Origin of the sequence: Methanolobus zinderi, from assembly GCF_013388255.1 — an archaeon.
In the GTDB taxonomy this organism is placed as follows: domain Archaea; phylum Halobacteriota; class Methanosarcinia; order Methanosarcinales; family Methanosarcinaceae; genus Methanolobus; species Methanolobus zinderi.
In genome coordinates this window covers 1504830-1528857 of the sequence record NZ_CP058215.1, presented here as the reverse complement: position 1 = coordinate 1528857, position 24028 = coordinate 1504830, and the positions used below count along the sequence as shown (strand labels likewise).

Annotated in this window: 23 protein-coding genes, 1 tRNA gene and 1 pseudogene; 13 read left to right on the top strand and 12 right to left on the bottom strand. The window is 42.9% G+C overall.

Annotated elements, in window-relative coordinates:
* Positions 1-21: 21 nt before the first annotated feature.
* From HWN40_RS07515 to HWN40_RS07505, 3 genes are read left to right on the top strand one after another with little or no spacing between them, the layout of a single operon-like run.
* The gene (locus HWN40_RS07515) at positions 22-504 is read left to right on the top strand and encodes an ATP-dependent zinc protease family protein (protein WP_176965154.1); all 483 of its coding nucleotides are present in this window, start codon (positions 22-24) and stop codon (positions 502-504) included.
* Positions 501-1406: a 30S ribosomal protein S6--L-glutamate ligase gene (rimK, locus tag HWN40_RS07510; protein WP_176965153.1), complete on the top strand. Its 906-nt coding sequence runs from the start codon at positions 501-503 to the stop codon at positions 1404-1406. The genes HWN40_RS07515 and rimK overlap by 4 nt, the downstream gene beginning before the upstream one ends.
* Before the next feature lie 2 nt (positions 1407-1408).
* Positions 1409-2422, top strand: coding sequence for a succinylglutamate desuccinylase/aspartoacylase family protein (locus HWN40_RS07505; protein ID WP_176965152.1), 1014 nt, complete (start codon positions 1409-1411; stop codon positions 2420-2422).
* A gap of 73 nt (positions 2423-2495) precedes the next feature.
* Here HWN40_RS07505 and HWN40_RS07500 read toward each other — a convergent pair whose 3' ends face one another.
* Both HWN40_RS07500 and HWN40_RS07495 read right to left on the bottom strand, forming a co-directional pair.
* Positions 2496-3158, bottom strand: a complete 663-nt coding sequence (locus tag HWN40_RS07500; RefSeq protein WP_176965151.1) for a flavodoxin family protein — start codon at positions 3156-3158, stop codon at positions 2496-2498.
* A gap of 301 nt (positions 3159-3459) precedes the next feature.
* Positions 3460-3633: a hypothetical protein gene (locus tag HWN40_RS07495; protein ID WP_176965150.1), complete on the bottom strand. Its 174-nt coding sequence runs from the start codon at positions 3631-3633 to the stop codon at positions 3460-3462.
* A 99-nt stretch (positions 3634-3732) separates the two neighbouring features.
* Here HWN40_RS07495 and HWN40_RS07490 point away from each other — a divergent pair, with 99 nt between their 5' ends.
* On the top strand, positions 3733-4998 hold the full coding sequence (locus tag HWN40_RS07490; RefSeq protein ID WP_176965149.1) for a competence protein CoiA family protein: 1266 nt from the start codon (positions 3733-3735) through the stop codon (positions 4996-4998).
* A 118-nt stretch (positions 4999-5116) separates the two neighbouring features.
* Here HWN40_RS07490 and HWN40_RS07485 read toward each other — a convergent pair whose 3' ends face one another.
* From HWN40_RS07485 to HWN40_RS07475, 3 genes are read right to left on the bottom strand one after another with little or no spacing between them, the layout of a single operon-like run.
* Positions 5117-5866 carry a succinate dehydrogenase/fumarate reductase iron-sulfur subunit gene (locus HWN40_RS07485; protein ID WP_176965148.1) on the bottom strand — a complete coding sequence of 250 codons (750 nt, stop codon included), beginning with the start codon at positions 5864-5866 and terminating at the stop codon, positions 5117-5119.
* The gene (locus HWN40_RS07480) at positions 5866-7542 is read right to left on the bottom strand and encodes an FAD-dependent oxidoreductase (RefSeq protein ID WP_176965147.1); all 1677 of its coding nucleotides are present in this window, start codon (positions 7540-7542) and stop codon (positions 5866-5868) included. The genes HWN40_RS07485 and HWN40_RS07480 overlap by 1 nt, the downstream gene beginning before the upstream one ends.
* Positions 7539-8927 carry a class II fumarate hydratase gene (locus HWN40_RS07475; RefSeq protein WP_176965146.1) on the bottom strand — a complete coding sequence of 463 codons (1389 nt, stop codon included), beginning with the start codon at positions 8925-8927 and terminating at the stop codon, positions 7539-7541. Before HWN40_RS07475 ends, HWN40_RS07480 begins: the two co-directional genes overlap by 4 nt.
* Positions 8928-9104: 177 nt before the next feature.
* On the opposite strand from HWN40_RS07475, the gene HWN40_RS07470 reads away from it, so the two are divergent.
* The 5 genes from HWN40_RS07470 (at position 9105) to rpiA (ending at position 14801) form a co-directional block, all read left to right on the top strand.
* On the top strand, positions 9105-9713 hold the full coding sequence (locus tag HWN40_RS07470; protein WP_176965145.1) for a hypothetical protein: 609 nt from the start codon (positions 9105-9107) through the stop codon (positions 9711-9713).
* Between the two features lie 145 nt (positions 9714-9858).
* Positions 9859-11343: an argininosuccinate lyase gene (gene argH, locus HWN40_RS07465; protein ID WP_176965144.1), complete on the top strand. Its 1485-nt coding sequence runs from the start codon at positions 9859-9861 to the stop codon at positions 11341-11343.
* Between the two features lie 47 nt (positions 11344-11390).
* Positions 11391-12668, top strand: a complete 1278-nt coding sequence (gene gatD / locus HWN40_RS07460; protein WP_176965143.1) for a Glu-tRNA(Gln) amidotransferase subunit GatD — start codon at positions 11391-11393, stop codon at positions 12666-12668.
* A gap of 86 nt (positions 12669-12754) precedes the next feature.
* A complete protein-coding gene (gene aspS, locus HWN40_RS07455) occupies positions 12755-14086 on the top strand; it encodes an aspartate--tRNA(Asn) ligase (protein WP_176965142.1) in 1332 nt (443 codons plus the stop codon).
* Between the two features lie 22 nt (positions 14087-14108).
* Entirely contained in the window at positions 14109-14801 is a 693-nt protein-coding gene (rpiA, locus tag HWN40_RS07450; protein WP_176965141.1) for a ribose-5-phosphate isomerase RpiA, read from the top strand.
* Positions 14802-14816: 15 nt separating this feature from the next.
* Here the strand turns inward: rpiA and HWN40_RS07445 are convergent, their stop codons facing one another.
* From HWN40_RS07445 to HWN40_RS07435, 3 genes are read right to left on the bottom strand one after another with little or no spacing between them, the layout of a single operon-like run.
* Positions 14817-16040 (bottom strand): potassium channel family protein, encoded by a 1224-nt coding sequence (locus HWN40_RS07445; RefSeq protein WP_176965140.1) that lies wholly within the window; start codon positions 16038-16040, stop codon positions 14817-14819.
* Positions 16041-16093: 53 nt separating this feature from the next.
* Positions 16094-16651, bottom strand: coding sequence for a magnesium transporter (locus tag HWN40_RS07440; protein ID WP_176965139.1), 558 nt, complete (start codon positions 16649-16651; stop codon positions 16094-16096).
* Positions 16648-17271, bottom strand: coding sequence for a magnesium transporter (locus HWN40_RS07435; protein WP_176965138.1), 624 nt, complete (start codon positions 17269-17271; stop codon positions 16648-16650). The genes HWN40_RS07440 and HWN40_RS07435 overlap by 4 nt, the downstream gene beginning before the upstream one ends.
* A 123-nt stretch (positions 17272-17394) precedes the next feature.
* Here HWN40_RS07435 and HWN40_RS07430 point away from each other — a divergent pair, with 123 nt between their 5' ends.
* Positions 17395-17697, top strand: coding sequence for a Dabb family protein (locus HWN40_RS07430; RefSeq protein WP_176965137.1), 303 nt, complete (start codon positions 17395-17397; stop codon positions 17695-17697).
* Positions 17698-17802: 105 nt separating this feature from the next.
* Complete coding sequence (locus tag HWN40_RS07425; protein ID WP_246275864.1) at positions 17803-18342, top strand: NAD(P)H-dependent oxidoreductase; 540 nt, start codon at positions 17803-17805, stop codon at positions 18340-18342.
* On the opposite strand, the gene HWN40_RS07420 is transcribed toward HWN40_RS07425, so the two are convergent.
* A complete protein-coding gene (locus tag HWN40_RS07420) occupies positions 18343-19110 on the bottom strand; it encodes a nuclear transport factor 2 family protein (protein ID WP_176965136.1) in 768 nt (255 codons plus the stop codon).
* A gap of 196 nt (positions 19111-19306) precedes the next feature.
* Here HWN40_RS07420 and HWN40_RS07415 point away from each other — a divergent pair.
* Both HWN40_RS07415 and HWN40_RS13715 read left to right on the top strand, forming a co-directional pair.
* Positions 19307-19383 (top strand) — tRNA-Val (locus tag HWN40_RS07415).
* 668 nt (positions 19384-20051) lie between these two features.
* Positions 20052-20243, top strand: a pseudogene (locus HWN40_RS13715) (integrase); the annotation flags it as partial.
* 344 nt (positions 20244-20587) lie between these two features.
* On the opposite strand, the gene HWN40_RS07405 reads toward HWN40_RS13715, so the two are convergent.
* From HWN40_RS07405 to HWN40_RS07395, 3 genes are all read right to left on the bottom strand, one after another.
* The gene (locus HWN40_RS07405; protein WP_176965135.1) at positions 20588-22171 is read right to left on the bottom strand and encodes a hypothetical protein; all 1584 of its coding nucleotides are present in this window, start codon (positions 22169-22171) and stop codon (positions 20588-20590) included.
* A complete protein-coding gene (locus HWN40_RS07400; protein WP_176965134.1) occupies positions 22137-22736 on the bottom strand; it encodes a hypothetical protein in 600 nt (199 codons plus the stop codon). Before HWN40_RS07400 ends, HWN40_RS07405 begins: the two co-directional genes overlap by 35 nt.
* Before the next feature lie 73 nt (positions 22737-22809).
* On the bottom strand, positions 22810-23916 hold the full coding sequence (locus HWN40_RS07395; RefSeq protein WP_176965133.1) for an RES family NAD+ phosphorylase: 1107 nt from the start codon (positions 23914-23916) through the stop codon (positions 22810-22812).
* Positions 23917-24028 lie beyond the last annotated feature (112 nt).

The window sequence follows — 24028 nt, the reverse complement described above, 5'->3', positions numbered from 1 at the left end:
AATAGCAGTGAGAATATACTCATGACAAAAAAAAATCAGACCCTGACGGTTGGATGGAGAGAGTGGGTTGCATTACCCGGGCTGGACCTGCATGCCATAAAAGCAAAAGTGGATACAGGTGCCAGGACATCTGCGTTGCATGCCTTCGATATTGAGCACTACACTGAAAACGGTGTGGAAATGCTCCGTTTTCTGATCCATCCCATACAGAAGAACAGGGATTTTTATATCGAATGCAGGGCTCCCCTGAAGGATAAGCGTCAGGTGACCGATTCCGGTGGGCACAGGGAGATGCGTTACGTTATCGAAACACTTATTGTAATTGACAAATATTCATACCCTATAGAATTGACTCTTACTGACCGCGATACTATGCGTTTTCGAATGCTGCTGGGGCGAGAGGCACTGAAAGAGAGAATCATTGTAGATCCGGCGGCATCGTTTTTGTGTGGAAAAGTGAACGCAGAACAGGTATACGGTCTAAAAACAGAGGTAAATGAATGAAAATCGCTTTACTGTCAAGAAACAAAAAACTATATTCATCCCGTCGGTTAATTGAAGCAGCAGAAGAAAGAGGACATGAAGTTCAGGTAATAGATGTGCTGCGGGCTTACATGAACATTGCTTCCCACAAACCTTCTATTCATTACAAAGGCGAGGATATAAACGATGTTGATGCCGTTATTCCTCGTATCGGTGCATCGGTAACCGCTTATGGTGCAGCGGTACTGCGTCAGTTCGAGATGATGGGTGTCTTCCCCTTAAACGAATCCGTGGCGCTTACACGCTCCAGGGATAAGCTTCGTTCCCTGCAGTTGCTATCCCGTAAAGGCATAGGTCTGCCTGTTACAGTGTATGCCAGCAAGCCTGATGATGTAAAGGATATGATAGCAATGGTCGGCGGACCACCACTTGTTATAAAACTCCTTGAGGGAACTCAGGGTATAGGTGTTGTACTTGCTGAAACACATAAGTCTGCGGAAAGTATCATACAGGGCTTCATGGGTATTAATGCAAGTATCCTTGTACAGGAATACATAAAGGAGTCCAAAGGAGCCGATATCCGCTGTTTTGTTATTGGTGGAAAGGTTGTTGCATCCATGAAGAGACAGGGGCCAGAAGGTGAGTTCCGCTCAAACGTACACAGGGGAGGTTCTGCGACTCCAATAAAGATCACACCTGAAGAGCGCTCCACCGCAGTGCGTGCTGCAAAGATCATGGGACTCAACGTTGCAGGTGTTGATCTCCTGCGTTCCAATCACGGACCTGTTGTGATGGAAGTTAATTCCAGTCCCGGACTGGAAGCCATTGAATCAGCCACCGGAAAGGACATTGCCGGTCTGATTATCGAGTATATCGAGAAAAACAAGAAGTTCGGTAAAACCGCGACTAGAGGAAAAGGTTAATCTTGCAGTCCCCGATCACGATAGCAGGTACGACGATACAGCCGGGTACAAGGAAATCCATTGAATTGCCGATCTCCGGTTTTTACACTCATACATCGGCTTCAATGCCGGTCCATGTTATACACGGACGCAGACCCGGGCCATGCCTGCTGGTCTGTGCTGCAATACATGGGGATGAGATCAATGGTGTTGAGATCATTCGCCGTGTTCTGGCACATAAGACCATAAAGAACCTTAAAGGAACCCTCATTACAATCCCTATCGTGAATGTATTCGGTTTTGTTTCCCAGTCCCGCTACCTTCCGGACAGAAGAGATCTGAACCGATCCTTCCCGGGCTCTAATAAAGGTTCCATGGCATCCCGTCTGGCCAACATACTGATGGAGGAGATTGTAGATAAGTGTAGTCATATTATCGACCTTCATACGGGTGCGGTCGGGCGCAATAACCTGCCCCAGATACGTGCCCGTCTTGAAGGTGATGAGGAAACCGAAGCCATGGCCCGGGCCTTCGGAGTACCGGTCATCATCAATACCGAACTTCGTGACGGATCTTTGCGTGAGGCAGCAAGAGAGCTCAATATCCCGGTCCTCTTATATGAGGCTGGAGAAGCACTACGTTTTGATGATGTGGCCATCCGGGCAGGGGTGAGAGGTGTACTTGGGGTCATGTCCCATCTGGGTATGAGGCCAAAAAATAAAAAGAAAAAACCCAACAACACAGTAGTTTCTTCAACGACCCAATGGGTAAGAGGGCCTGAAAGCGGAATAATGCGCTCCAAAGTGCCCCTTGGAAAATGGGTCAGTGAAGGGGATGTTCTGGCCTACATAAATGATCCTCTGGGCGAGATCGAGACTGAGGTTACAAGCCCGGTTTACGGGATAGTGATCGGGAAAACTAATCTCCCACTGGTCCATGAAGGGGATGCTATTTTTCATATTGCCAAATATAAAGAGGAAGAGCAGATCACCAGCTATATTGAAAAATATCGCAATGAACTATCGATCAATGATTGATGAAAAAGTGATAGAAATAGTAGCAGGATCTCTAAAAATTAAGGATTCATTTTGCAGTTTCACGGATAATTTATCACTCAGGACCCTCTTCTGAATTAAGATACTCTGCAATTTTCCTGCCCAGCTTCTTTGCATTTTCAAAGGAGACTTTCTGATCCTCAAAACTGTTTATTCCCACGGAATCCACAGTTGCATCAGGCCCGTAGACCATTTTGATCCCACTCATATCACACTCATCACCGTAGCCGCATTTTACACATGGTACATTCCCGAGTATTTTCACATCTCCCATTACCTCCATCCCCTCTTCCTGCATATAAGCAGCAACTGCATTGACTGCAGTCTCTGCAACAGGGGGTGCTTCAGGGATGCATGGGACGGCTGAAGTTATAATGATACCTCCGGGTTTACCGCGCATGTATCCTTTCTTGTGCCTGATGGCATAAAGACGTTCAAGCATTGCCTTTGTCCCTGAGTCGATGGAAGAGTAGGGCGTGTAGCCTGCAACGATCAGTGCATCGGCATTTTTAATCTTCTCTGCGATCACATTGCCGTCATCACCTATGACACATACGTTGGTGTTGACACACTTCAGGCATGCAAGACATGGTTTGATCGTATATTCACTGAGCTTGATAAACTCTGTTTCCAAACCGGTTGCATCCAGTGCGACCTTAAGTGCCCGGTCAGTGTTGCTGTCAGGGATCGGTGATCCTGATATTCCTATTACTTTCATTCTTTCACCTATGTTCATGTCCGCTGCCCTCAGCCAGGACATTAATCCGGTTATTTTGATTTGTAAGTGTATTCAGATATAGCTTATCGTCACTGAAATGTACAAAAAATGAGATTTGTATAATGGGATGACCATTGAAAGATATTGTGTAAAGGATTCTAAAGTCTAAAGAAAGCAAGGAAATATGGAATTAAGCACAGTAGTGCGCTCAATAGGATGAAGGATAGTATATTGAGCGATAAATTAAAATTTGGGTCAAAGTGGGTGAAGAAGCTTGTAAGCGTCTTTTGATTCTTACATTTTAATCTTCTTTTTCCAGCAATTCACGCAGTTGTCTAGCAACAAAATCGGCTTGTGATTCATTAAAACTCATATACGTTTTTGAATTTGTTTTTTTATATGTTTTTTTAATTCGATAAAATCCATTTTCAAGTTTGTCTACGTTAATAAAAAAATCATCATCAACATAAAACATATTATCACCATTTATTGTATATTGTGTGTATAAAAAATACTCATATACTATTAATATATTATTATTTTTAGATTATAGATTTTAGGAACTAGTGTTATTATGACAGTACAATTTGAATTTGCAAAAACAAGTTCAGGGAAAATAGTTCACGTTACTAAAGCTGAAAAAGGTGAAAAATTTACTTGTGCAAATCCAAATTGTAACGGTGAAATGATTTTGAAAAAAGGGGAAATACGTCGTCCTCATTTTGCTCATAAGCATGTTGAATATGATCATGGAGGAGAAACACCTCTTCACTATAACACGAAAATTCTGTTGTTTGATTTTCTTCAAAATTCTGCTATAAATGAAACTCCTACCTTTGTTCAATTCAAGTGCTCCTGTTCAGAAACACATTCAATAAACCTACTTGAACATATTACAGATGTCTATGTAGAAAAACAGGTAACTAAAATATACCGTCCAGATATATCTCTATATAGCGAAAATAAATTTAAAATGGCACTTGAAATTATAGTAACTCATGATTTGGAATCTGAAGCTTCATCTTACTTAAAAAAACATGAAATACCATATTTAACGATAAAAGCAACTTCCCACTTGTATTCTGCCTTGTTGCAGAGATACATAACAAATACTTTGGAATTATTGGAGTTATCAGAAGATGTCGAGATTGAAGGTATTGATACATTAGATTACTGTAAAAATAACGTACCTGTAACTTATTATCCAGATCTCAAAAATATATTCCCTTGTTTTGGTTATGAAAATAATGATGAATCATCTGAATCTTCTGGCTGGACTGGCGTTGATGATTTTACCTTTAATCATGACTTTAGAGGAAAAATTGATGATGAAATCTTACCATGCAATACTTGCAAGTATTTTCATACAAAAGTGAATCCTACCCTTATTTTATGTAAAAACCCTCTTGCCAAAAAAAATGTTTTTTGTGAATGGGATAAGCATCTTACACCAACGATTTTTAAGTTTGATAAATATTACAAATCTGGCAAGAGACACCGCGAGAATGTAAATTGTATCGAATTTAAGGAAAAAATAGACAAATATCGCCCAGCATTGGATTTTTTTGAATATGAACGGTTTGCTTATTGCTTCTCAGATAGTGGTGGGAAGTATATGAAGACTTTTAAAAATGGAAAATGGGTTGAATTAAATGATAGTGAAATTTTAATGAAAGAAGTAATGTTTTGGCATGGTAAGCACGAAGGCAAAAGTCTGGAATATGTTTACAAAAATGATTTGGATTATTTACTCTGGATTTTATTCAAAAGACCAGACGGGATTTATTTCAAAGAAGTTTTGGAAGCTGTAATTCAAATGAGAAAAGATGGTTTACTCTAGAAAAATTATCAGTGTCTTGTATTTATTACCGTTGCATTTTTTGGTTATTACTATTACCCATAATGGCTGTACTGAGAGTATGATTTGAACCTTAACTCATAAGTTCCTTTTCTACTATCTACTCCATCTTCTTCCTCAACTCAAGAATAGCAGGTGTAGGAGTAACCTTCTTCGGACACACAGCCACGCACTTGTAAACCACATCGCAGCCCCAGACACCAGATTCGGAATCGAGAAGTTCCAGAAGTTCATCCCTGTCTTTGTCACGGCTTCTTGGGTCCAGGTAGAACCTCCAGGCTTTTGCAAGGGCTGCGGGTCCCAGATAATTTCCATCCCTGGCAGCAGCCGGGCAGGCTCCGTGGCATGTGGCGCAGAGTATGCAATTGGTATACCTTTCAAGCTGCTCCTGCGTGGATGGCTCCATGAGTGTTACTTTCTCCGGCTCCCTGTCCTGTGAATCTATCCAGGGTCTGACGGAGTCCACAAGACTGTAGAAATGATCCATGTCCACAATGAGGTCCCTGATGACCTTCTGATTGGGAAGCGGTTCGATGAGTATCTCGTTCTTGTCCTCATCTTTCTCGGACTGTTTCACCGCTGCTACGCCATCTTTCGGCTCATCGTCAGCCTCATCCTTTACATTAGCCACCTGTGTCCTGCATGCTAGTCTTGGTACCTTGTTTATCAGCATGGCACAGCTACCACAGACCGCACCTCTGCATGAGTATCTGAAACACAGGCTGCCATCCTGTCTTTCCTGTACGTGGAAAAGGGCTTCAAGTACAGTCATTCCTGTTTTTTCCTCAACCTCAAAATGATCGAACCATGTCCTGTCTCCGTCCTGTCTTTTGATTTTGAGAGTGACCATCAGTACGCCCTCCTCTCTGGCTGGAAGCGGTCTATGGTCACTTCCCTGTAATCGAGTTCTGGTCCTTTGGGTTTGAAACATGCCAGTGTATGCTTGAGCCAGTTCTCATCATCCCTCTCCGGAAAATCAGTCCGGTAGTGTGCTCCCCGGCTCTCTTCCCTCACAAGTGCACCAAGAGCAATTACATGCCCGAGCTCCAGCATGCCCTTAAGCTCGATGGCGTTCATAAGCTCGAAATTAAAAACACTGGAATTATTCTTCACTCTTAGCTCTTTTCCCCTTTCCTTCAGCTCACGGATAGCTTCAACAGCATGCTCGAGTTTTTCCCTGTTCCTGAACACGCCGACATATTCCTGCATGATCGCTCGCAACTCATCCCTGAGCTCTGCAAAGTTTTCTCCACCTTCACCCATCATTTCTTCAATCCTTTGCTGCTCATTTTTTAAAGCATCGATGAGAATTTCGTCAGCTTGATTCTCTACCGTCTTCACGTATTCCGCAGCAGCACCTCCGGCTCTTTTTCCAAAGACAACCGTGTCAAGCAACGAGTTCCCGCCAAGCCGGTTGGCACCGTGTACGCTGATGCATGCACATTCCCCGACAGCATATAATCCCGGCAACGGAGTCTCGCCATCCTTATTGGAGCTGACACCTCCCATTGAGTAATGCTGACCTGGCTGCACCGGTATGGGCTCCTGAACAGGGTCGATGCCTGCAAAATCAATGGATATCTGCCTTATGCCGGGAAGTCTTTTGTTGATCTTTTCTTTTCCCAGGTGGGTAATGTCGAGTTGAACGTATCCTCCCGGGAATCCTCTTCTTTCATCGATCTCTGTCTGTATCGCTCTTGCCACAATATCCCTTGGTGCCAGCTCCATGGCATCTGCAGCGTAGTTTGCCATGAAGCGTTCGTGGTCCTTATTGTAGAGGTAGCCTCCCTCGCCTCTTGCACCTTCGGTAATCAGTATGTTCGTATCCCAGAGCGTCGTTGGGTGGAACTGTACGAACTCCATGTCCTGCAGTGGAACACCTGCCATGTAGGCAAGAGCAATGCCAGATCCCCGGTTGATGATGGCGTTGGTGGAGCGCTGGTATATCCTTCCGTATCCTCCGGTGGCAAGTATTGTAGCTTTAGCTCTGAATGCATCCATTTCCGAATTCGCAGTGTTCAGGGCCACAGACCCGGCGCATTTCCCGTTCTCGACCAGCAGTTTTGTGACCAGCCATTCGCTGTAGACCTTGATCTTATTCTTCAGAACCTGTTCATAGAGAGTGTGAAGGAGATTGTGTCCTGTTCGGTCACCTGCATAACATGTCCTAGGGAAGCCTGCACCTCCGAACGGGCGCTGTGCTATGGTACCGTCATCCTTCCTGGAGAAATTCGTTCCCCAGTTCTCCATCTCGATCACTCTCTCTGGTGCTTCCCTGCAGAGTATCTCAACCGTATCCTGGTCAGCAAGGTAGTCACTACCTTTCACAGTATCAAGGGCATGTGCCTTCCAGCTATCATCGGAACCAAGGGATGCATTGATTCCTCCCTGTGCTGCTCCTGAGTGGCTGCGTATTGGATATACCTTTGAGATTATCGCAACATCAGCACCACTGAATTTTGCTTCAAGTGCTGCCCTGAGCCCCGAGAGTCCGCCGCCTATTACCAGCACATCATGATCTATCATTTCTTTACTCCAGTAAGTTTCATGGGGTCCAGGAGTTCCTGCTTTTCTTCCTCTGTCAGGATTCCCATCTCGTCAACAATCTCTCTTATTGTCCGGTTTTCGCGATGGGCCCGATAAGACACTTCTGCCGCTTTCTCATAACCGATTTCAGGGGCAAGGGATGTGGCAATTGCCAGGCTGGATTCTGCCAGTTTAGCACATCTTTCTCTGTTGGCTGTAATCCCGTTCAGGCAGTTCCTGTTGAATGAATCAATGGCTCCGCTGAGTATATGTATGGATTTGAGCAGGTTGTAGGCCAGAACCGGGGTGAAGACATTGAGTTCAAGCTGTCCGGCCTGTGCAGCCATCATTATTGCAGTATCATTCCCGATAACCTGGAAACATGCCATGTTGAGCATTTCAGCCATAACGGGATTGACCTTTCCGGGCATGATCGATGAACCGGGCTGTACAGCAGGCAGTTTGATCTCTCCCAGGCTGGCTCTCGGGCCACTTGAAAGCAATCTCAGGTCGTTTGCGATCTTTATGAGACTGGCTGCAAGGTTTCGAAGTGCAGCAGAAGTATTGAGAATCGCATCTGCTCCCTGGGTGGCTTCGAATGCATTTTCCGCAAGCCTGAAGTCGATCCCTGTTAAGCTGTTCATCTCTTTGATCGCAATGGCCCCGAATCCTGTCGGTGTGTTCAGGCCGGTACCAACAGCAGTTCCACCCATATTTAACTCTTCGAGATCATTCATTGCCCGAAAGAGACGTTCAACTCCAAGTTCAACAGTTCTTGCATAGCCACTGAATTCCTGTCCCAGGGTGATAGGAACCGCATCCTGTAGATGTGTTCTTCCGGGTTTTACTATCTCCATGAATTCAGCTGCCCTGTTCAGTAACAGTTCATTCAGTTCGATGACAACGGGAAGCAGATCCTTTTTCAGGGATTCCATGGCAGAGATATGTATTGCAGTGTGTGTTGTATCATTTGATGACTGCGACATGTTGACGTGATCATTAGGATGGATGATGTCATATCGTCCTTTCCCGTATCCCATTATCTCAAGGGCACGGTTTGCTATAACCTCGTTTGCATTCATGTTCTGCGAAGTACCCGCCCCTGACTGGAAAGCATCCACCACGAACTGCTTGTCGAATTTTCCTCCCCTGATCTCTGTTGCAGCCTGAACTATGGCTTCACCTATTTTTTGATCAAGTCTCCCGCTTTGCATATTCGCCCTGGCAGAGGCGGTCTTGATGGCTGCTTGGGCTCTTATGAAAGATGCAGGCAGTCTTTCACCGCTGACCCTGAAATTCTCTACAGCCCTTGCTGTCTGAGGTCCGTAATACACATTGTCGGGAACTTTCACTTCCCCTAAGGTATCTTTCTCCAAACGTACCATAAAATCAGCCGGGTAATAGTCAGACCCGGATATCTGCTAACTCCCAGTAAAGATTGAATTTTTTATCTAATAAGTCTATTCTCGGGAGTCTTATCTCGCTCGGCCTAAATTGATTGTAGTTGAGATTAGAAGACTGATAAGATGCCAATAATGTTTAAATTTTAATAGGGTGTGTAAATGAACATGAACGATGTAATAGAATGGGATATTGATGTTTCAATATTAAATAACAAATTCATCCGGAGGGAACTGCTGAAAGTCCTTGGGATTGCAACTTTGCTCACAGCATTCATCGTTTTATTAATAATGCTTCCCTCCATGCTCGGTGGAGACTTTACCGGAAGCAGCAGCAATCTGCGTGATATAAAGTATGCACTTATTCTGATTGGACTTTTATTTGTATTTACAGTATTATTCATATTCGCATACTATGGGAACAGGTACATGCTTTCCTATAGTCTGGATAAAAATACGGTCAGCACCATGAGCAGGACAGAACAACGCAGCAGGAACAGTAAATTGAATTTTCTCCTGATAATCATTGGTCTGCTTACGAGGAATCTGGCGGCAACAGGCACAGGTTTTCTTGCAAACTCCCGTCAGGATCAGATCATGAAATGGAATAATGTCAAAAAGGCAACATTCTATCCTGCCAGTAATACCATAACATTGTCAACCGGATACGGAGAAAAGAGTATTGTGTTTTGCACAGAGGATAATTATAACGAAGTATCTGAGCATGTGAGGTCGATGTGCAGCAATTCCTGCAGGATGAAGGAGAAATAAACAGCCTTTAGTTTTGATATTAAACCAGTGTCTATTTCAAAAAACCATCACTTCCAAAACCGATTCTTATTTATGTATTCAGGCCGTACCACGCTACAAAATCAAGGTCACTTTTAATATTATATTTAATCAAGCGAGGATTCACATGAGCGATATTTTACGCAGGGGACGCCTGTCTTCAACTCCAGATGAAGATATTTTGAATTTCACTTCATCCATGTCAGCTGATAAATGGATCTTCGAGGCAGATATACTCGTGGACCTGGCACATACGGTAATGCTGAAAGAACAGGGAATTATCCGGAAAGAGGATTGCAGTAGGATCCTGCAGGGTCTTCTAAGGATCAGGGAAGAGGGAATCGAGAAACTTGACCACTCCTATGAGGATATACATATCTCGCTTGAATCAAGGCTCATCGACATGGTTGGTGAGGATGTCGGAGGCAGGATGCACTCCGGTCGCTCACGTAACGATGAGGTTGTAACCTGTATCAGGATACGTCTGAGGGATGAACTGATCTCTCTTATGGAAGAGCTGGCACAGCTCCGGAAGAACCTGCTTGCAAGGGCTTCGGAGAACAGGGATACCCTGATGCCGGGATTTACTCACCTGCAGCATGCGCAGCCAACAACATTCGCTCACCATATTCTTGCACACTCCGGTGCGCTGGCAAGGGATACGCAGCGTCTGATGGATGCTTTTTCCAGGGTAAACGAATGTCCTCTTGGAGCTGCTGCCTTTGCTTCCACGGGTTTTGATCTTGACAGGGAAAGGACCCGGTCTCTGCTTGGGTTTGAAGCTATGATGGAAAACTCCATGGATGCGGTGAGCAGCCGTGATTTCATGATCGAGTCCGCGTCAGTGCTTGTGAATATCATGGTGAACTTGAGCAAGATGGCAGAGGAGCTTATCGTCTGGTCAAGTTCGGAATTTAATTTTGTAGAACTTCATGACAGCTATTCATCCACATCTTCCATCATGCCCCAGAAAAAGAACCCCGACACCGCCGAGCTGATCCGTGGCAAATCAGGTACGGTAATCGGTTCTCTCATGGGATTGATCTCCATTTGCAAGGCACTCCCGTTAAGTTATAACCGGGACCTGCAGGAAGCTACACCTAACCTCTGGCGTGCTGTTGAAACAACAAGGGGTGCCGTCAGGGTTATGGCAGGAATCTTTGATACGATAAATATAAATACAGACTCAATGGCGTTGCAGTCAGTTATGGGCTTTACCACTGCAACAGAGCTTGCCGATACGATGGTCAGGGCTGCGGGTATTCCCTTCAGGACAGCCCACCAGATCGTGGGAGTACTGGCACGCGGAAACGGAGACCCGACGCTGGAGGATATTGATTCAGTGGCCATGGATGTACTTGGTGAAAAGCTGAGTGATCGGGGAATGAGCCAGGAAATGCTGAAAGAGGCACTTGACCCCCTGTCCAATATCCGCAAGCGCAATATCACAGGCGCTCCTTCACCTGATGAAACTGACAGAGCTATAAGGGCTCGCTCCAGTGAGCTGGAAACTGAGATATCCTCAATAGCGGAAATGAACAAAAGCATTGAGGATTCGTTGAAGATCCTTCTCGAGACGGTAGAAAGCTGTATTGATGAAGGTCCAGAGTAACTCTGATTAATACTGATCTATTACGATATATTTAACAAGGGATTATCATGGAATTTGAAGAAGGCGACAGGGTAAAAATCGAAAAGGATGGTGTGGAATACGAAGGCATCGTCATGCCGAGCACCACAAAGCATATTGTCATTAAGATGAACAGCGGATACAATGCGGGAATCGACCCTGAGAATGCCACTGTTACGGTTATGGAGAAAAAGACACCAAAGGACACACTGCTTCCTCCAAGAAGCCCTGATATTAAAGTTAAAGAGAAAGCTTCCCTGCCAAAGGTCTCGATCCTTTCCACAGGCGGTACCATCGCGAGTAAGATCGATTACAGGACAGGTGCGGTGACAGCCAGTTTCTCGGCAGACGATATCCTGGAAGCTATCCCTGAACTGAAGGAAATTGCAGATTTCAGCGGCCGTGCAATCTACAATATACTCTCTGAGAACATGAAAGCAGATTACTGGCAGGCTCTGGCAAAGGCGATAGCTGAGGAGATCGATAAAGGTGCCGACGGTATAATCGTAGCCCATGGTACTGACACCATGATGTACTCTGCTGCGGCTCTGTCTTTTATGATAGAAACCCCTGTGCCCATAGTTTTTGTGGGTTCACAGCGCAGTGCCGACAGACCGAGCAGTGACAATGCTGTGAACGCCATATGTGCTGCTGTTGTTGCTACCAGTGATATTGCAGAAGTCACGGTTGTTATGCATGAAGGTGAATCCGATGGACGATGTGCAGTTCACCGCGGAACCAAGGTCAGGAAAATGCACACATCCAGAAGGGACGCTTTCCAATCCGTCAATGCAGATCCGATAGCCTATGTGGATTATAGTAGCCGCAAGTTAAATACTACGACCGCTTACATCAAAAAAGGCGAAAAAGAGCTCAGACTGAACGATTCCCTTGAGCCAAAATGCGCACTCTTGAAGTTCACACCCGGTGCAAGCCCTGATATTCTTTCCTACTTCATTGATGCGGGCTACAAAGGCCTGGTTATAGAAGGTACCGGACTCGGACATGTTTCCACCGAGTGGATCCCGCAGGTCGAGAGGGCTGTCGGCTCTGGTATTCCTGTTGTAGTGACATCCCAGTGTCTTTATGGCAGGGTATGTGACAGGGTTTACGATACCGGCAGGGACATACTCAAAGCAGGTGCAATTGAGGGTGAGGATATGCTTCCCGAGGTCGCACTTGTGAAGCTCATGTGGGCACTGGGTCAGTCCGATAATATGGGCACTATTGCAGAGATCATGAAAAAGGACACCGTGGGCGAGATATCTGAAAGAAGTCTTGTTGCAGCCTGTGAATGCCATGAATAATTAGGTTTATAATAAAGTAGCAAGTATTGGTGCCAGAGTTGTACAAATTTAAAATTTAACATCACTCTTACAAATCAGGTGATTTAATGTCATTAGCAGATCTTAGGACACATTATGCATCAGAGATCAAACCCGAAGAGCTTGGCGATGAGAAAGTAAGCGTCGCAGGCTGGGTACATGAGGTCCGTGACCTCGGAGGAATTTGTTTTGTTGTGATCAGGGACCGTACAGGAAGATCCCAGGTCACACTGGTGAAAAAGAAGACAGACCCCGAACTTCTTGACAGGGCAAGAAAGCTTGTCAGAGAATCCGTGGTTTCGGTCACAGGAAGTGTCAAGCCTGAAGGCAAAGCACCGAATGGTTACGAAGTGATTCCCGATGAGATCACACTTCTCAACGAAGCAGAGTCTCCGCTTCCAATGGACACAACAGGAAAAGTTGAAGCAGAACTTGACACACGTCTGGATTCAAGGTTTATCGACCTCAGAAGGGAGAAGACCACAGCTATCTTCAGGATAAGGCACGAAGTGCTCAGGGCTGTCAGGGATTTCCTTACAGATAAGGGATTTATCGAGACATCCAGCCCGAAGGTGGTCGCAACGGCAACAGAAGGTGGAACCTCCCTATTCCCGATCACATACTTTGACAGGGAAGCCTTCCTGAACCAGAGCCCTCAGCTCTTCAAACAGATACTGATGTCCGGTGGTATGGACAGGGTATTTGAGATCGGCCCAATCTTCAGGGCAGAGGAGCACGACACCCGCAGACACCTCAACGAAGCTACTTCCATCGATATCGAGGCAAGTTTCTGTGACCACTTCGATGTAATGGAAGTGCTTGAGAACATGGTTGCATACATCTACGAACAGGTGATCGAGAATGCTTCCGATTCGCTTGAGGTTCTCGGTGTAGAGTTGAAGGTTCCCAAGGTTCCGTTCAAGAGAGTCACCTACGATGAGGCAATTGAGATTGTCAATGCAAACACCGATGAGATGCTCAACTGGGGAGATGACCTTGGAACCTCTTCAGAGCATGCAATTGGTGAGTACGTCTTCAAGGAAACAGGTGAATCACACTACTTCATCATTGACTGGCCAACTGAGATAAAGCCATTCTATGCAATGCCATACGAGGACAACCCGGTCCTTTCCAAGGGATTCGACATGATGCACAGGACAATGGAACTCTCATCCGGTGCACAGCGTATCCACATCCCTGAGCTTCTGATCGAGAGGATCGAGTCACAGGGACTTGACCCCGAAGGTTTCGAGTTCTATCTCAAGGCTTTCAGATATGGTATGCCACCTCATGCAGGATGGGGTATCGGTTGTGAAAGGCTTGTCATGACCATGCTTGGTACTGAAAATATTCGTGATGTCGTACTCTTCCCAAGGGACAGGCGCAGACTTTCTCCATAATGAAACAACAGGTTGAATTCTGATGAAAGAAAGGAACCCAAGCGGGGAAAGCCCTGAAAAGAAAGCTGCAGGGATTGCAGCTGCTGAGCTTGTGCAGGATGGTATGGTGGTCGGTCTTGGTACCGGCTCAACTACCGCTTACACAATAGCCGAACTGGGAAGGCGTGTTGATGAAGGTCTTGACATCATTGCAGTTGTAACATCATACCAGTCAGAGATGCTTGCCATAGAGGCCGGCATTACCCTGACAAGTCTAGCCGAGCATCCGGAACTGGATATTGCCATAGATGGAGCGGATCAGATCAACTCGGCCCTGAACGTGATCAAAGGAGGAGGGGCTGCACACACCCGTGAGAAGGTGGTGTCCCGTTCTGCCGAGCGTTTTGTGATAGTCGCAGACGAATCCAAATACAGCGAACAACTGGATCACTATGTACCACTGGAAGTACTTCCGTATGCAAAGGAACTTGTTTCAAAGCATGTAAGGAAACTTGGCGGGGAGCCGGTACTGCGCCTTGCATCAAAAAAGGATGGTCCGGTAATATCCGACAATGGTAATTTCATTATTGACGCAAGTTTCGGTGTTATAGATAACCCTGTGGTAACATCTGCCCTTCTTTCACAGGCTGCCGGTATCGTCGAACATGGTATATTCACCAATGTCGATGAGGTATACATCGGTAAAAAGGATGGCTCAGTCCAGAAATTATCTTAAGATCCTGATCCTTGATCAGGAATCTTCTTTATTTTCATCTTCTGCTTCAAAAGGACATGCACACATCTCAAAGAGGGCATCTTCTCCCATTCTGGAACCCCTTGCTATGAGTATGTCTCCTCCCTGGATTGTGGTTCTTTTGTTTGGGCGGTATACCCATTTATCGTCCCTTTTGATTGCCATTATGTGCACACCTGTCTCAGTTTCCAGCTTCAGATGACCAAATGTCTTTCCTACAATGGGTGAACACTGCTGGACCATGAGTTTTGTAATAACCTCATCCGACTGTCTGACAGCCAGTGTTATAACCGGATGGAGTTCTATATCCCTCAGGACAGTGTCGGCGATGGTATATGCTGCGTCCGAGACTGCCTCGGCTGCGTTGGCAAGATGGAGCAGACCTCTTAGCTGGTTTACGTCGGGCACATGTTTTGCGGTTTCAAGAACCCAGTGCTGGAGTTCATATTTCATAGTGTCCATCTCAGCTTCAAGTGCCTTTACTTCATATGCTATATCCTCGTTGTCGAACAGAAGTGCAGAGTATGCAAGTCCCACTGATAGTTCTCCCATGTTCTTCATTTCGACAATGATATCCACGGCTCTTTCAAGGTCAATGAGGAAGCGTTCATGCGGGACTTCCCTTGGCACATATTTCCTTGCTGTCACAAGCTCCATGAAGATAGGAACACCTTCGTCATGCCCGCGTGCAAAGAGCACGTCGTCCGGACGTATCCTGGATGCATGGTTCGGGTTGTAGATCCACTCATTGTTCCGGCGTATGGCGATGATCCACATCCCAGTCTCGGTGTCCAGTTCAATGTCACCAAGCGTGCGCCCTGCTATTGGTGAATCTTCACTTACAGTTGCCCTTGTGATAGTCTCTTCTGCCTCTCTCATAGCCAGCTTGAGTTCTGTGGGTATACCCATGTCCATGAGAACTATCTTTGCAATATCCCCTGCTGCATTGGATATATTTTCAGATGCACGTGCAACCTGCAACACACCGGACATCTCTTCAGCCTCATCAACACGCCTTGCACTCATCATAGCAGCGATTTTCATATGATAGTCAAGGGTATCCATCTTCTCTTCCAGGTTGATTACCTCTTCGGCAATGTCCTCGTCATCGTAGATCATTGCAGAATATGCAAGATCAATCATGAGTTCTGATGTATCCTTGGTTGCTATCAGGAGGTCTTTGAGATTGTGCGGAACGTACTTTATTTCCTTGGGGGTCATGATCTTTCTACCAGTTTATCCTTTCATGTTTTTTATTTCTTTTTAATTCTGTTCTAGATGATATTCAACAAATTCATGGTTACAAATATTCCAATCACACCGATTAGGTCTCCGAGTGTGGCTATGATGGGAATTACGGTATCATCGGGATCCACACCGAAACGGTGTGAAGCAAATGCAATTAGAAGGGTAGCCGAATAGACGGCCAGAAGTTCGAAGGTGCCTGATACAAGACACAGAGCCATAAGCGTTTCAAATGCCATTTCCATATCGAGTACTATACCGGTGATCCATACAACCACGCCTAAAAAGGTAAAGGCACACATGCCCACGATAAAAGCCGACAGTACGCTGTTACGTACCACAGGGTTGCGAAAGATGTTTCCACCAAGACCCATGTGAAGGGCTGATGAGAGGCGTGCGCCAAGCATACTTCCGGTATCCCCTCCGATCTTGATCAGTGCGGGGATGAGAATGAGGATGATAGGCATGGAAACAAGGTTCTCAAGCTCTACGTTGAGTATCTGTCCTGTCAGTATCCCTATCACTGATGTGAAAAGGATTATAGGAAAACTCCTTCCCACGATTCCGCGCACGGTGTAGTAGGTCATAGTAAGAGCACCACCCTTGCGGAAAGGAAGATCATTATCATTGAAACGATATCCCCAACGGTTGCTATCGCGGGGGTGACAACATTGTCAGGATCAAAACCGAAACGGAACATACCCAGAGCAAGGAAAACAGCAACTACTGAGAGTATCAGACCGGACGAAACACCTGCAAGAACGGCTATAAGGGTCAGTGTGAGAGGACCCGCACTCTGCATTCCCAGTGCCACTGTGATAAAATGCCCCAGCAGTCCGAGTATAAATGACATTAAGGCACTGAGCAAAAGTGATCCGTTAACATTGTTCATCAGCTCCGGGTTCCTTTCTATTTTGGTTATAAGTCCCATATGAATAGCACTGCCAAGCCTGGATCCCAGGGTTGATGAGATATTTCCACGCATGCCCAGCACTGCAGGAGCTATGACAATTAGTCCCGGTATCATCTGCAGTTCATCTGTCATTCCCGAGAGAACGATGCCTGATGCAACACCTCCAAATGTTGCTACCAGCTGGAAAGGCAGAGCCTCACCTACGATTGACCTGATGCTTGCATAATCTCCGAGATAGGCTTCTGCAAACTCGTCTTCCTCATCATCTTCCTGGTAATGAGTATCGTGAGGCATATGCCCCTTATTTCGCTTTTTTATTATTTAAATAGGTATTACCAATCCTATGACACTAGTTTTATAAGTTTTACCTGATAAGTAACAGTAAACTATGTTTATTATATCGAGGAAGAGAGACCAATGTTAAAACATATTGTCATGTGGAAATTAAAAGCCAGTGCCGAAGGCAGGACAAAGCAGGAGAACGCCAAACTCATGAAAGAAAAGCTTGAAAATCTCCAAGAAATGATATCTGAAATAGAGATTATCGAGGTAGGTATCAATATCAATCAGTCAGACGCTGCTTTCGATGTGACCCTGTACTCTGAATTCAGGGATGAGGAAGCACTTGTCTCCTACCAGAAGCATCCTGAACATGTCAAGGTTGCCGATTTTGTTGGCAAAATAGTAAATGAAAGGGCAGTTGTGGATTATATTGTTTGAAAAGAGCTTTCTTATTATCTTACCCCTGTGGTGTTAATATGAAGGTTTCGGTCATACTCGGACATCCATCCGTATGGCAAGAGCTTTAACCATGCCATTGCTGATGTGACTGTATCCACTCTAAAAGAGAGCGGACATGAAGTCAGCTTCCATGACCTTTGTGCAGAAGGTTTTGACCCGATCCTTATGGGCGAGGAGCTTGTGTCTGACAGATCGGATGATGAGCTGGTCCAGATCCACTGGAATGAAATAAAAGAAGCCGATGGCATAGTCATCATTCATCCCAACTGGTGGGGTCAGCCACCAGCTATACTCAAGGGATGGGTTGACAGGGTGCTGCGGGAAAATGTGGCGTACAGGTTCCCAGAGGATGATGATGGCTCAGGTCTTCCAATCGGCCTTTTGAAAGCAAGGGTTGCACTTGTGTTCAATACCTCAAACACTCCTGAGGAAAGGGAAAATACTGTTTTCGGTGACCCACTGGAAAGAATATGGAAGGACTGTATCTTTGATTTCTGCGGTGTGAGCAATTTTCACCGCAGGATGTTCAGGACCATAGCCGGGAGCACGTCTGAGCAGAGACAGGCATGGCTGGATGAAGTCATGGATATGGTCTGTGAACACTTTCCCGGCAAAGAAAGGTGATTATTGTTCTCCGGGTGGTGTCACATCATCATATATCCTTGCAGCGTGCATTTTCCAGTTCTTTCCAAGCTCATAGACTGCCACACCGGTCTGTGGTGGCAGTTTTGTTTCACCCCATGAATCGGCGTTATACTCGATCACCGCACGCTTTCCATCAAAGGTGACCGTACAGTGTTTCAGAATTATCCCGCCGTCCCTCAATATCTTTGAATAGAAGTCCTTCAGCCCTGCTTTTCCTGAATGTGTGAAAGCTGAGCTGGCGGGTTCACGGGCATACCCTTCATCTTCGAAAAGACTCGTCACTGCTTCATAATCGCCGTTTCCCAGTGCCTGCATGTATTGTTTTACAAAATCGGGTTCTTCAAGTCCGTCCACCGGTTTCAGGATTGGCTCTCTTAACTTGTGTTTGCCTGTCAGTGGCCACATACTGTGGTATATCCTGATCTCGGATACTCTGTCACCGTCGAGGTCAGCAACTATGGCAACCAGAAGATCCAGGTTCCTCGTATCATGCCGTAGATAGAGAAGCAACTCGACACAGATGCGCTTTGGGTTTGCGGTAATCTCCACGAATTGCTGTCCCACATCGTGACCCTTGAGCCACTGGTGCTGATGGTCAACAAATTCAAGAAATGCATCTTCGCCTGTAACCCTTCCTTCAAGAGGCGTGTCTATCACGGGCTCTCCCACAAACATGGAAAGCAGTTTTTCGGTATTTTCTTCCCTGATGAGGCTGTACAGATCCTTCAGGTCTTCTGCTATTGTCACAATATCCACTCCTGAACAAGAATTTGTCTGGAGACTATATAAAGGTAGCAATCTCCATCAAGACAACCCGCACAAAATGAATGAATTTACTTATATACTGCCTGTTTTCACCAAAAAGGATTATATATCACTAGTTACATTATGGAGGTGCTCGAAGACGAAAGCGTCACCGGGTAACTAATATTATTCGCAAAATGGGCCCGTGGTCTAGCCGGTTATGACATCGCCTTTACACGGCGGGGGTCATGAGTTCGAATCTCATCGGGCCCACCACAATTCTTCTTTTCTGCTGATATTGATTCTTGTAAGAGTGTGAGCTGTTTTTCTAGTGTTTCTACTCTTGATTCGAGGTCTGAGTTGCTGCTGGGTTGTACAACTTGCAGTTCGCCTTCAAAATTCTCATCAAACGAGAGGACAAACAAAGTTTTGCCTTCGCACTCTGTTTTATGGATGTGAGTCGTCTTTCCAATAAATTCTGCGCATGATTGTGGTAAACGCACCAATGGATAAATTATGTCTTTTTTAGGCTTATGCCTGCTTATTTTCGATTTCCCAACAGATATCATTAGCTATTACCTCTTAATAAGAAATAGTTGTACAACAGTTGTATAACTACTGCTTCATGATTTGTCATACAGGATGTAAGGTTAGTTTTCTGCAAGTGCTAAGGTCACAGTTTAAACGAAATCAACTGATGATCAATACAGCTAATTTATTTACAACTAAATGACTAGGAGATTCAGGGTGTAAGAGTAACAAGAAGCCTTAACTCTATAATTCAGTTAGCACATATTAGAAACAGTATTCTTTATTACTAGCAGTACAGCTCAGATAAAGACTCATAACCTAAAGCCAAAAACAATCAACAATTGCCCTTAACACATATACGAAAGCACCATTCTATCTAAAAAGCTTCACGCAGATACTTCAGGACTCGTGGACTTGGGCTGAAATATGGTCGTAACTACTTCATTGACAAATGTGTAAAAGCAGATGTCCAAGAATCTCTTATCAAGTATATGGTGGGACACTCAAATGGTTCAGTGTTGATGACTAACTACTTGGATAAGCTCAATAACTCAAAGGAGGGTTATAAGAAAGTGAGACCTGTTTTAATCGATGTATTATTTTAATGTATGTTGTGTTACAATATGACTCAAATGAATTTATATTTCGGATGGGTACAGGTTTCTAACATGAGTGTCTATGTACATCCATCTGGTAGAGAGATCGATGATGCTATTCTAAAAGCTAATGGAGTGATTTCTGAATACGAGACTTCCATAAATCATAATCAAGTAACAGATTCTAATATTGTTTTTCATCATTTATAGAATCTAAAATCAATAGATTAGTCGATGAAATAGTAAAAACGAATACTAGGAAGCTGAGTTAAATTGGTTTTTCAGAATAGATATGTATGAATATTTTCCACTTACAAAATACGCTCACTTACTGCAACTGTGACATCCTTATTCTATGCTTTGTTTTCAAAATTCACGTCAATATATTTGAGAGAATGGTGATTAAGTCTATGTGGAAAGCACATAAGCAAATAATACAATAAAGAAAAGTTGTGTCTCAAAATCATTGGTACTTGATCATCTGAATTATTAGCTTCTAAAGCTAATTTGGAATAGCTCTGAGGATTTTCATAGAACGAGTCAACTTGAGAACCTTTGCTACATCTCCACAAGAAAAAATCCCATATGTGTTCTGGAATAAATTTGCTTTTTTGGATAAATGAAATATCTTTCCATAAAATATCTAGTTGTTCTCTTTTATTTCTTCGAACTAGGATATCCACGAGTGCCTCTAAATGGTATGATGAACCAATAAATGACTTAAAATCAAAATCAAGTTCAGAAACATTATAATTTACTGCAAGTATTTTTTCTAAAGAAATATATGGATCAGGAGTACCTATGCCGTCATAAGCATTCCCATAGGTTATATCCAATATCAAATTACTAATTATTCCATTAGCAAGTTGTTTATCTTCAACTTCCCATGACAAAAAACTCATCATGACAAAAAATGGTGTTGCTGACTCGCCCCAGAACCAAGTATTATTGGGATAAAGCGCCTTTATGCTATCATAAACCCTATTATCAATTTGATAGTCGTCCTTTACCACTTTATTAAATAGTTCAAACGCAGACAACCAACCAAGAACAATAGTTAATCTTGATTTGTATAATAATCCACCATCACCCAAAGATGAACCTTCTATGTAATTATCTCTTCCAAGAAACTCACTCTTAAGAAGATTTAACAAATCATTAATTTTACTTAGTATAATCTCATATGAATTCTTCCAATACTTCTCTTCTATTTGAAACTCATCAACGAGCCGGAAAATATAGCTGCAAAGTATTGTCCATCCTTCTATTGCTGAAACATAATTATTCTTTGTTTCATAGGGTTGCAATGCATATTGTGTTAATAGAATGCTACTAGCAATTCTTCTTTGAAGCTCTATTTTTTTTGCATTTTCAATTACAAGAATTGATTTTAAAAAATCTACATATAACTCAGCTTTTAAAGGTCCAGTACCTTCCGAAAGAAAGAGTTCCAAAAAAACACGAAAATCAGATGGTTGAACTGGTAAAAATGAGCCATGTACATCAACAAATTTGCTCACTAACTGAGAAACTGTAATCACTTCTAGTTTCGGTAAATTTAATTGTTCATAACGTCTATTTTTATCAACGATATTAACTCTTACAGGGTCCGAAATCTCTCCGTTAGTGACTAGAAATGGTTTATGGAATACGGAATAATCTATGGAAGGATGCTTTACAGGAACTTCTATTAACTCACTTATTTCTCCTTCTATTTTTCTCCATTCAGTTAAGTTAATGTTTCCACCTTTTAGCTGAAATGCATAGACTTCCCCATTATTATCAATGGAAATAATATCTTTTCCTTGTTCCATAGGTCCATGCGGTGAAATATAAACAATTGTATGCTTTTGTGAAATAAGATATTGACAAAAAGGAATTTGATAACCTTTTTCATTAGTTTTAGTCAACCAGTTTTCTATTATCCTCTTTATCAAGCCACTCACCTTTTTTCTTGTAGATTATATCTTTAAACTTCTTTTTCATAACAGGATCTTCATCGAATGCGGAGATTTCATCTTTAGATTTTTCGTAAAATTCAGGACTAACAATTAATGTGGGAATTATAGGAAATCCATATTCATCAAAAGAAATAGACATTTTCTCTAATACTTCTAGATAATTTTCAGCGAAAGATTTTGATTTACCATTTATAACATTACCAACTCTATCTGTAACTTCATCTATTTTATCTATAATTTGCTTCTCTTTACTGTTTTTTATTTTTTGAGCTATTTCAGGTATTTGTTCAAAATATGCATCAAAGCCTTTCTCGATTATTTCTTCTTTCGTTACACTAAAAGTTTCAGAGATTTCAGCATATTCCCTTTTATCCAGATATCCGTCGATTGAAGTTGATTCCAAAAAATCACCTTCATAGATTCTTTTTTCACGAATCACCGATAGAAATGAACCTTTTTTTGATTCTTCATTTATTAATCGTTCAAATTTTGTTTGGATAATCTTTTTAATCTCAGGATAATCTGGAAGCATGATAACCATCCTAGCTTGAGAAGCATTGTACAATTACTACATATCAAATGGCAAGAAAACTACTTGTTCGTATATTTCTACATCAATCATCATCGTTTTTTGGATATCTATAAATATCATCAATTATGAAAATTTCATCCCATTTAAATTGTTTATTTGTTTTGTCTTTAAATATTACGAAATTGTCACCACTTCTACCAAATCTACTCGCGTATTTTATTCCATCAAATCCCAAAGAAAGAGCACAGTCTGCGATGAACCTTGTAAATATATATTCTTTAGTAGCATACATTTTATTTTGAAATTTGTTTTTATTATCTGGATGGTTATATACTAATGGTGAGCAGATTAACATTTGATAGGTGTCATCTTTATGATTGTTACCCTGAACATCTGTCAAATCTAATATTTTAAGGCTTTTTAGTAACCTTATTTCAGCCATACAAACTTGTTTTTTTCTTGGTCCGTTGGAGGAATACGTCACTTCACCAAAGCTAACATCTTCAGTTGTTGCTAAATATAAATAACCATAACCAGTATGGTTAAATCTGTTTTCTTGTGCTTTTTCATCAGGTACAGGACCCATATCCTGACGAGAAAATAATACGGCTTCATCGTCTAAATTTCTACACCTATAGAACTTAAAGTCTAAGCATAGATTTGTTGATTTCTCAGACAGTTGCTTGAGCATACTATAAATTTTGGAAGCAAAATCATCCGTTAATATGGCAAATGGACACTTTTCAGCAAGTTTTGCAACTGCTTTCAGTTCATCATCGTATAAATCGAACAGTACATCTAAATTATTTGGATAAGGCCAAATAGAAGTGATATCTCCATTTTCACAACGGGAACAACCCATCATATCAACAAAAATATCAAAATCATCTTCTTTGTAAAGTTCATACAACGATGATTGGTAATAAAAAGAGGATAATGATATCTCACTTTCCTTAAATTCTGAATTTATTATAGCAAAACCATCCCATTTTTTTAAAAAATCATCAATACAATGATTACATAAAAACGAACTTGTTTTAAAAAGTTTTGATAGTTCTGTAAGAAAACTTTTTTTAAAACTAGGCAAATGACTTTCGCGACTCAACTCAGCCAATTGTTCATCAGAAAGATCGCTATAAGAATCTCGTTCAATTAAACTATCTAAATCTTTTTCACAGTCTCCACACATAGGTTCACACAACTTTTAGAGAATATAAAGATAATGATTAAAATATATTATAATATTTCCGCTTTGTCTAGCTGATAATTAAACAAATTGAGTTAAACACATTAACTTCATC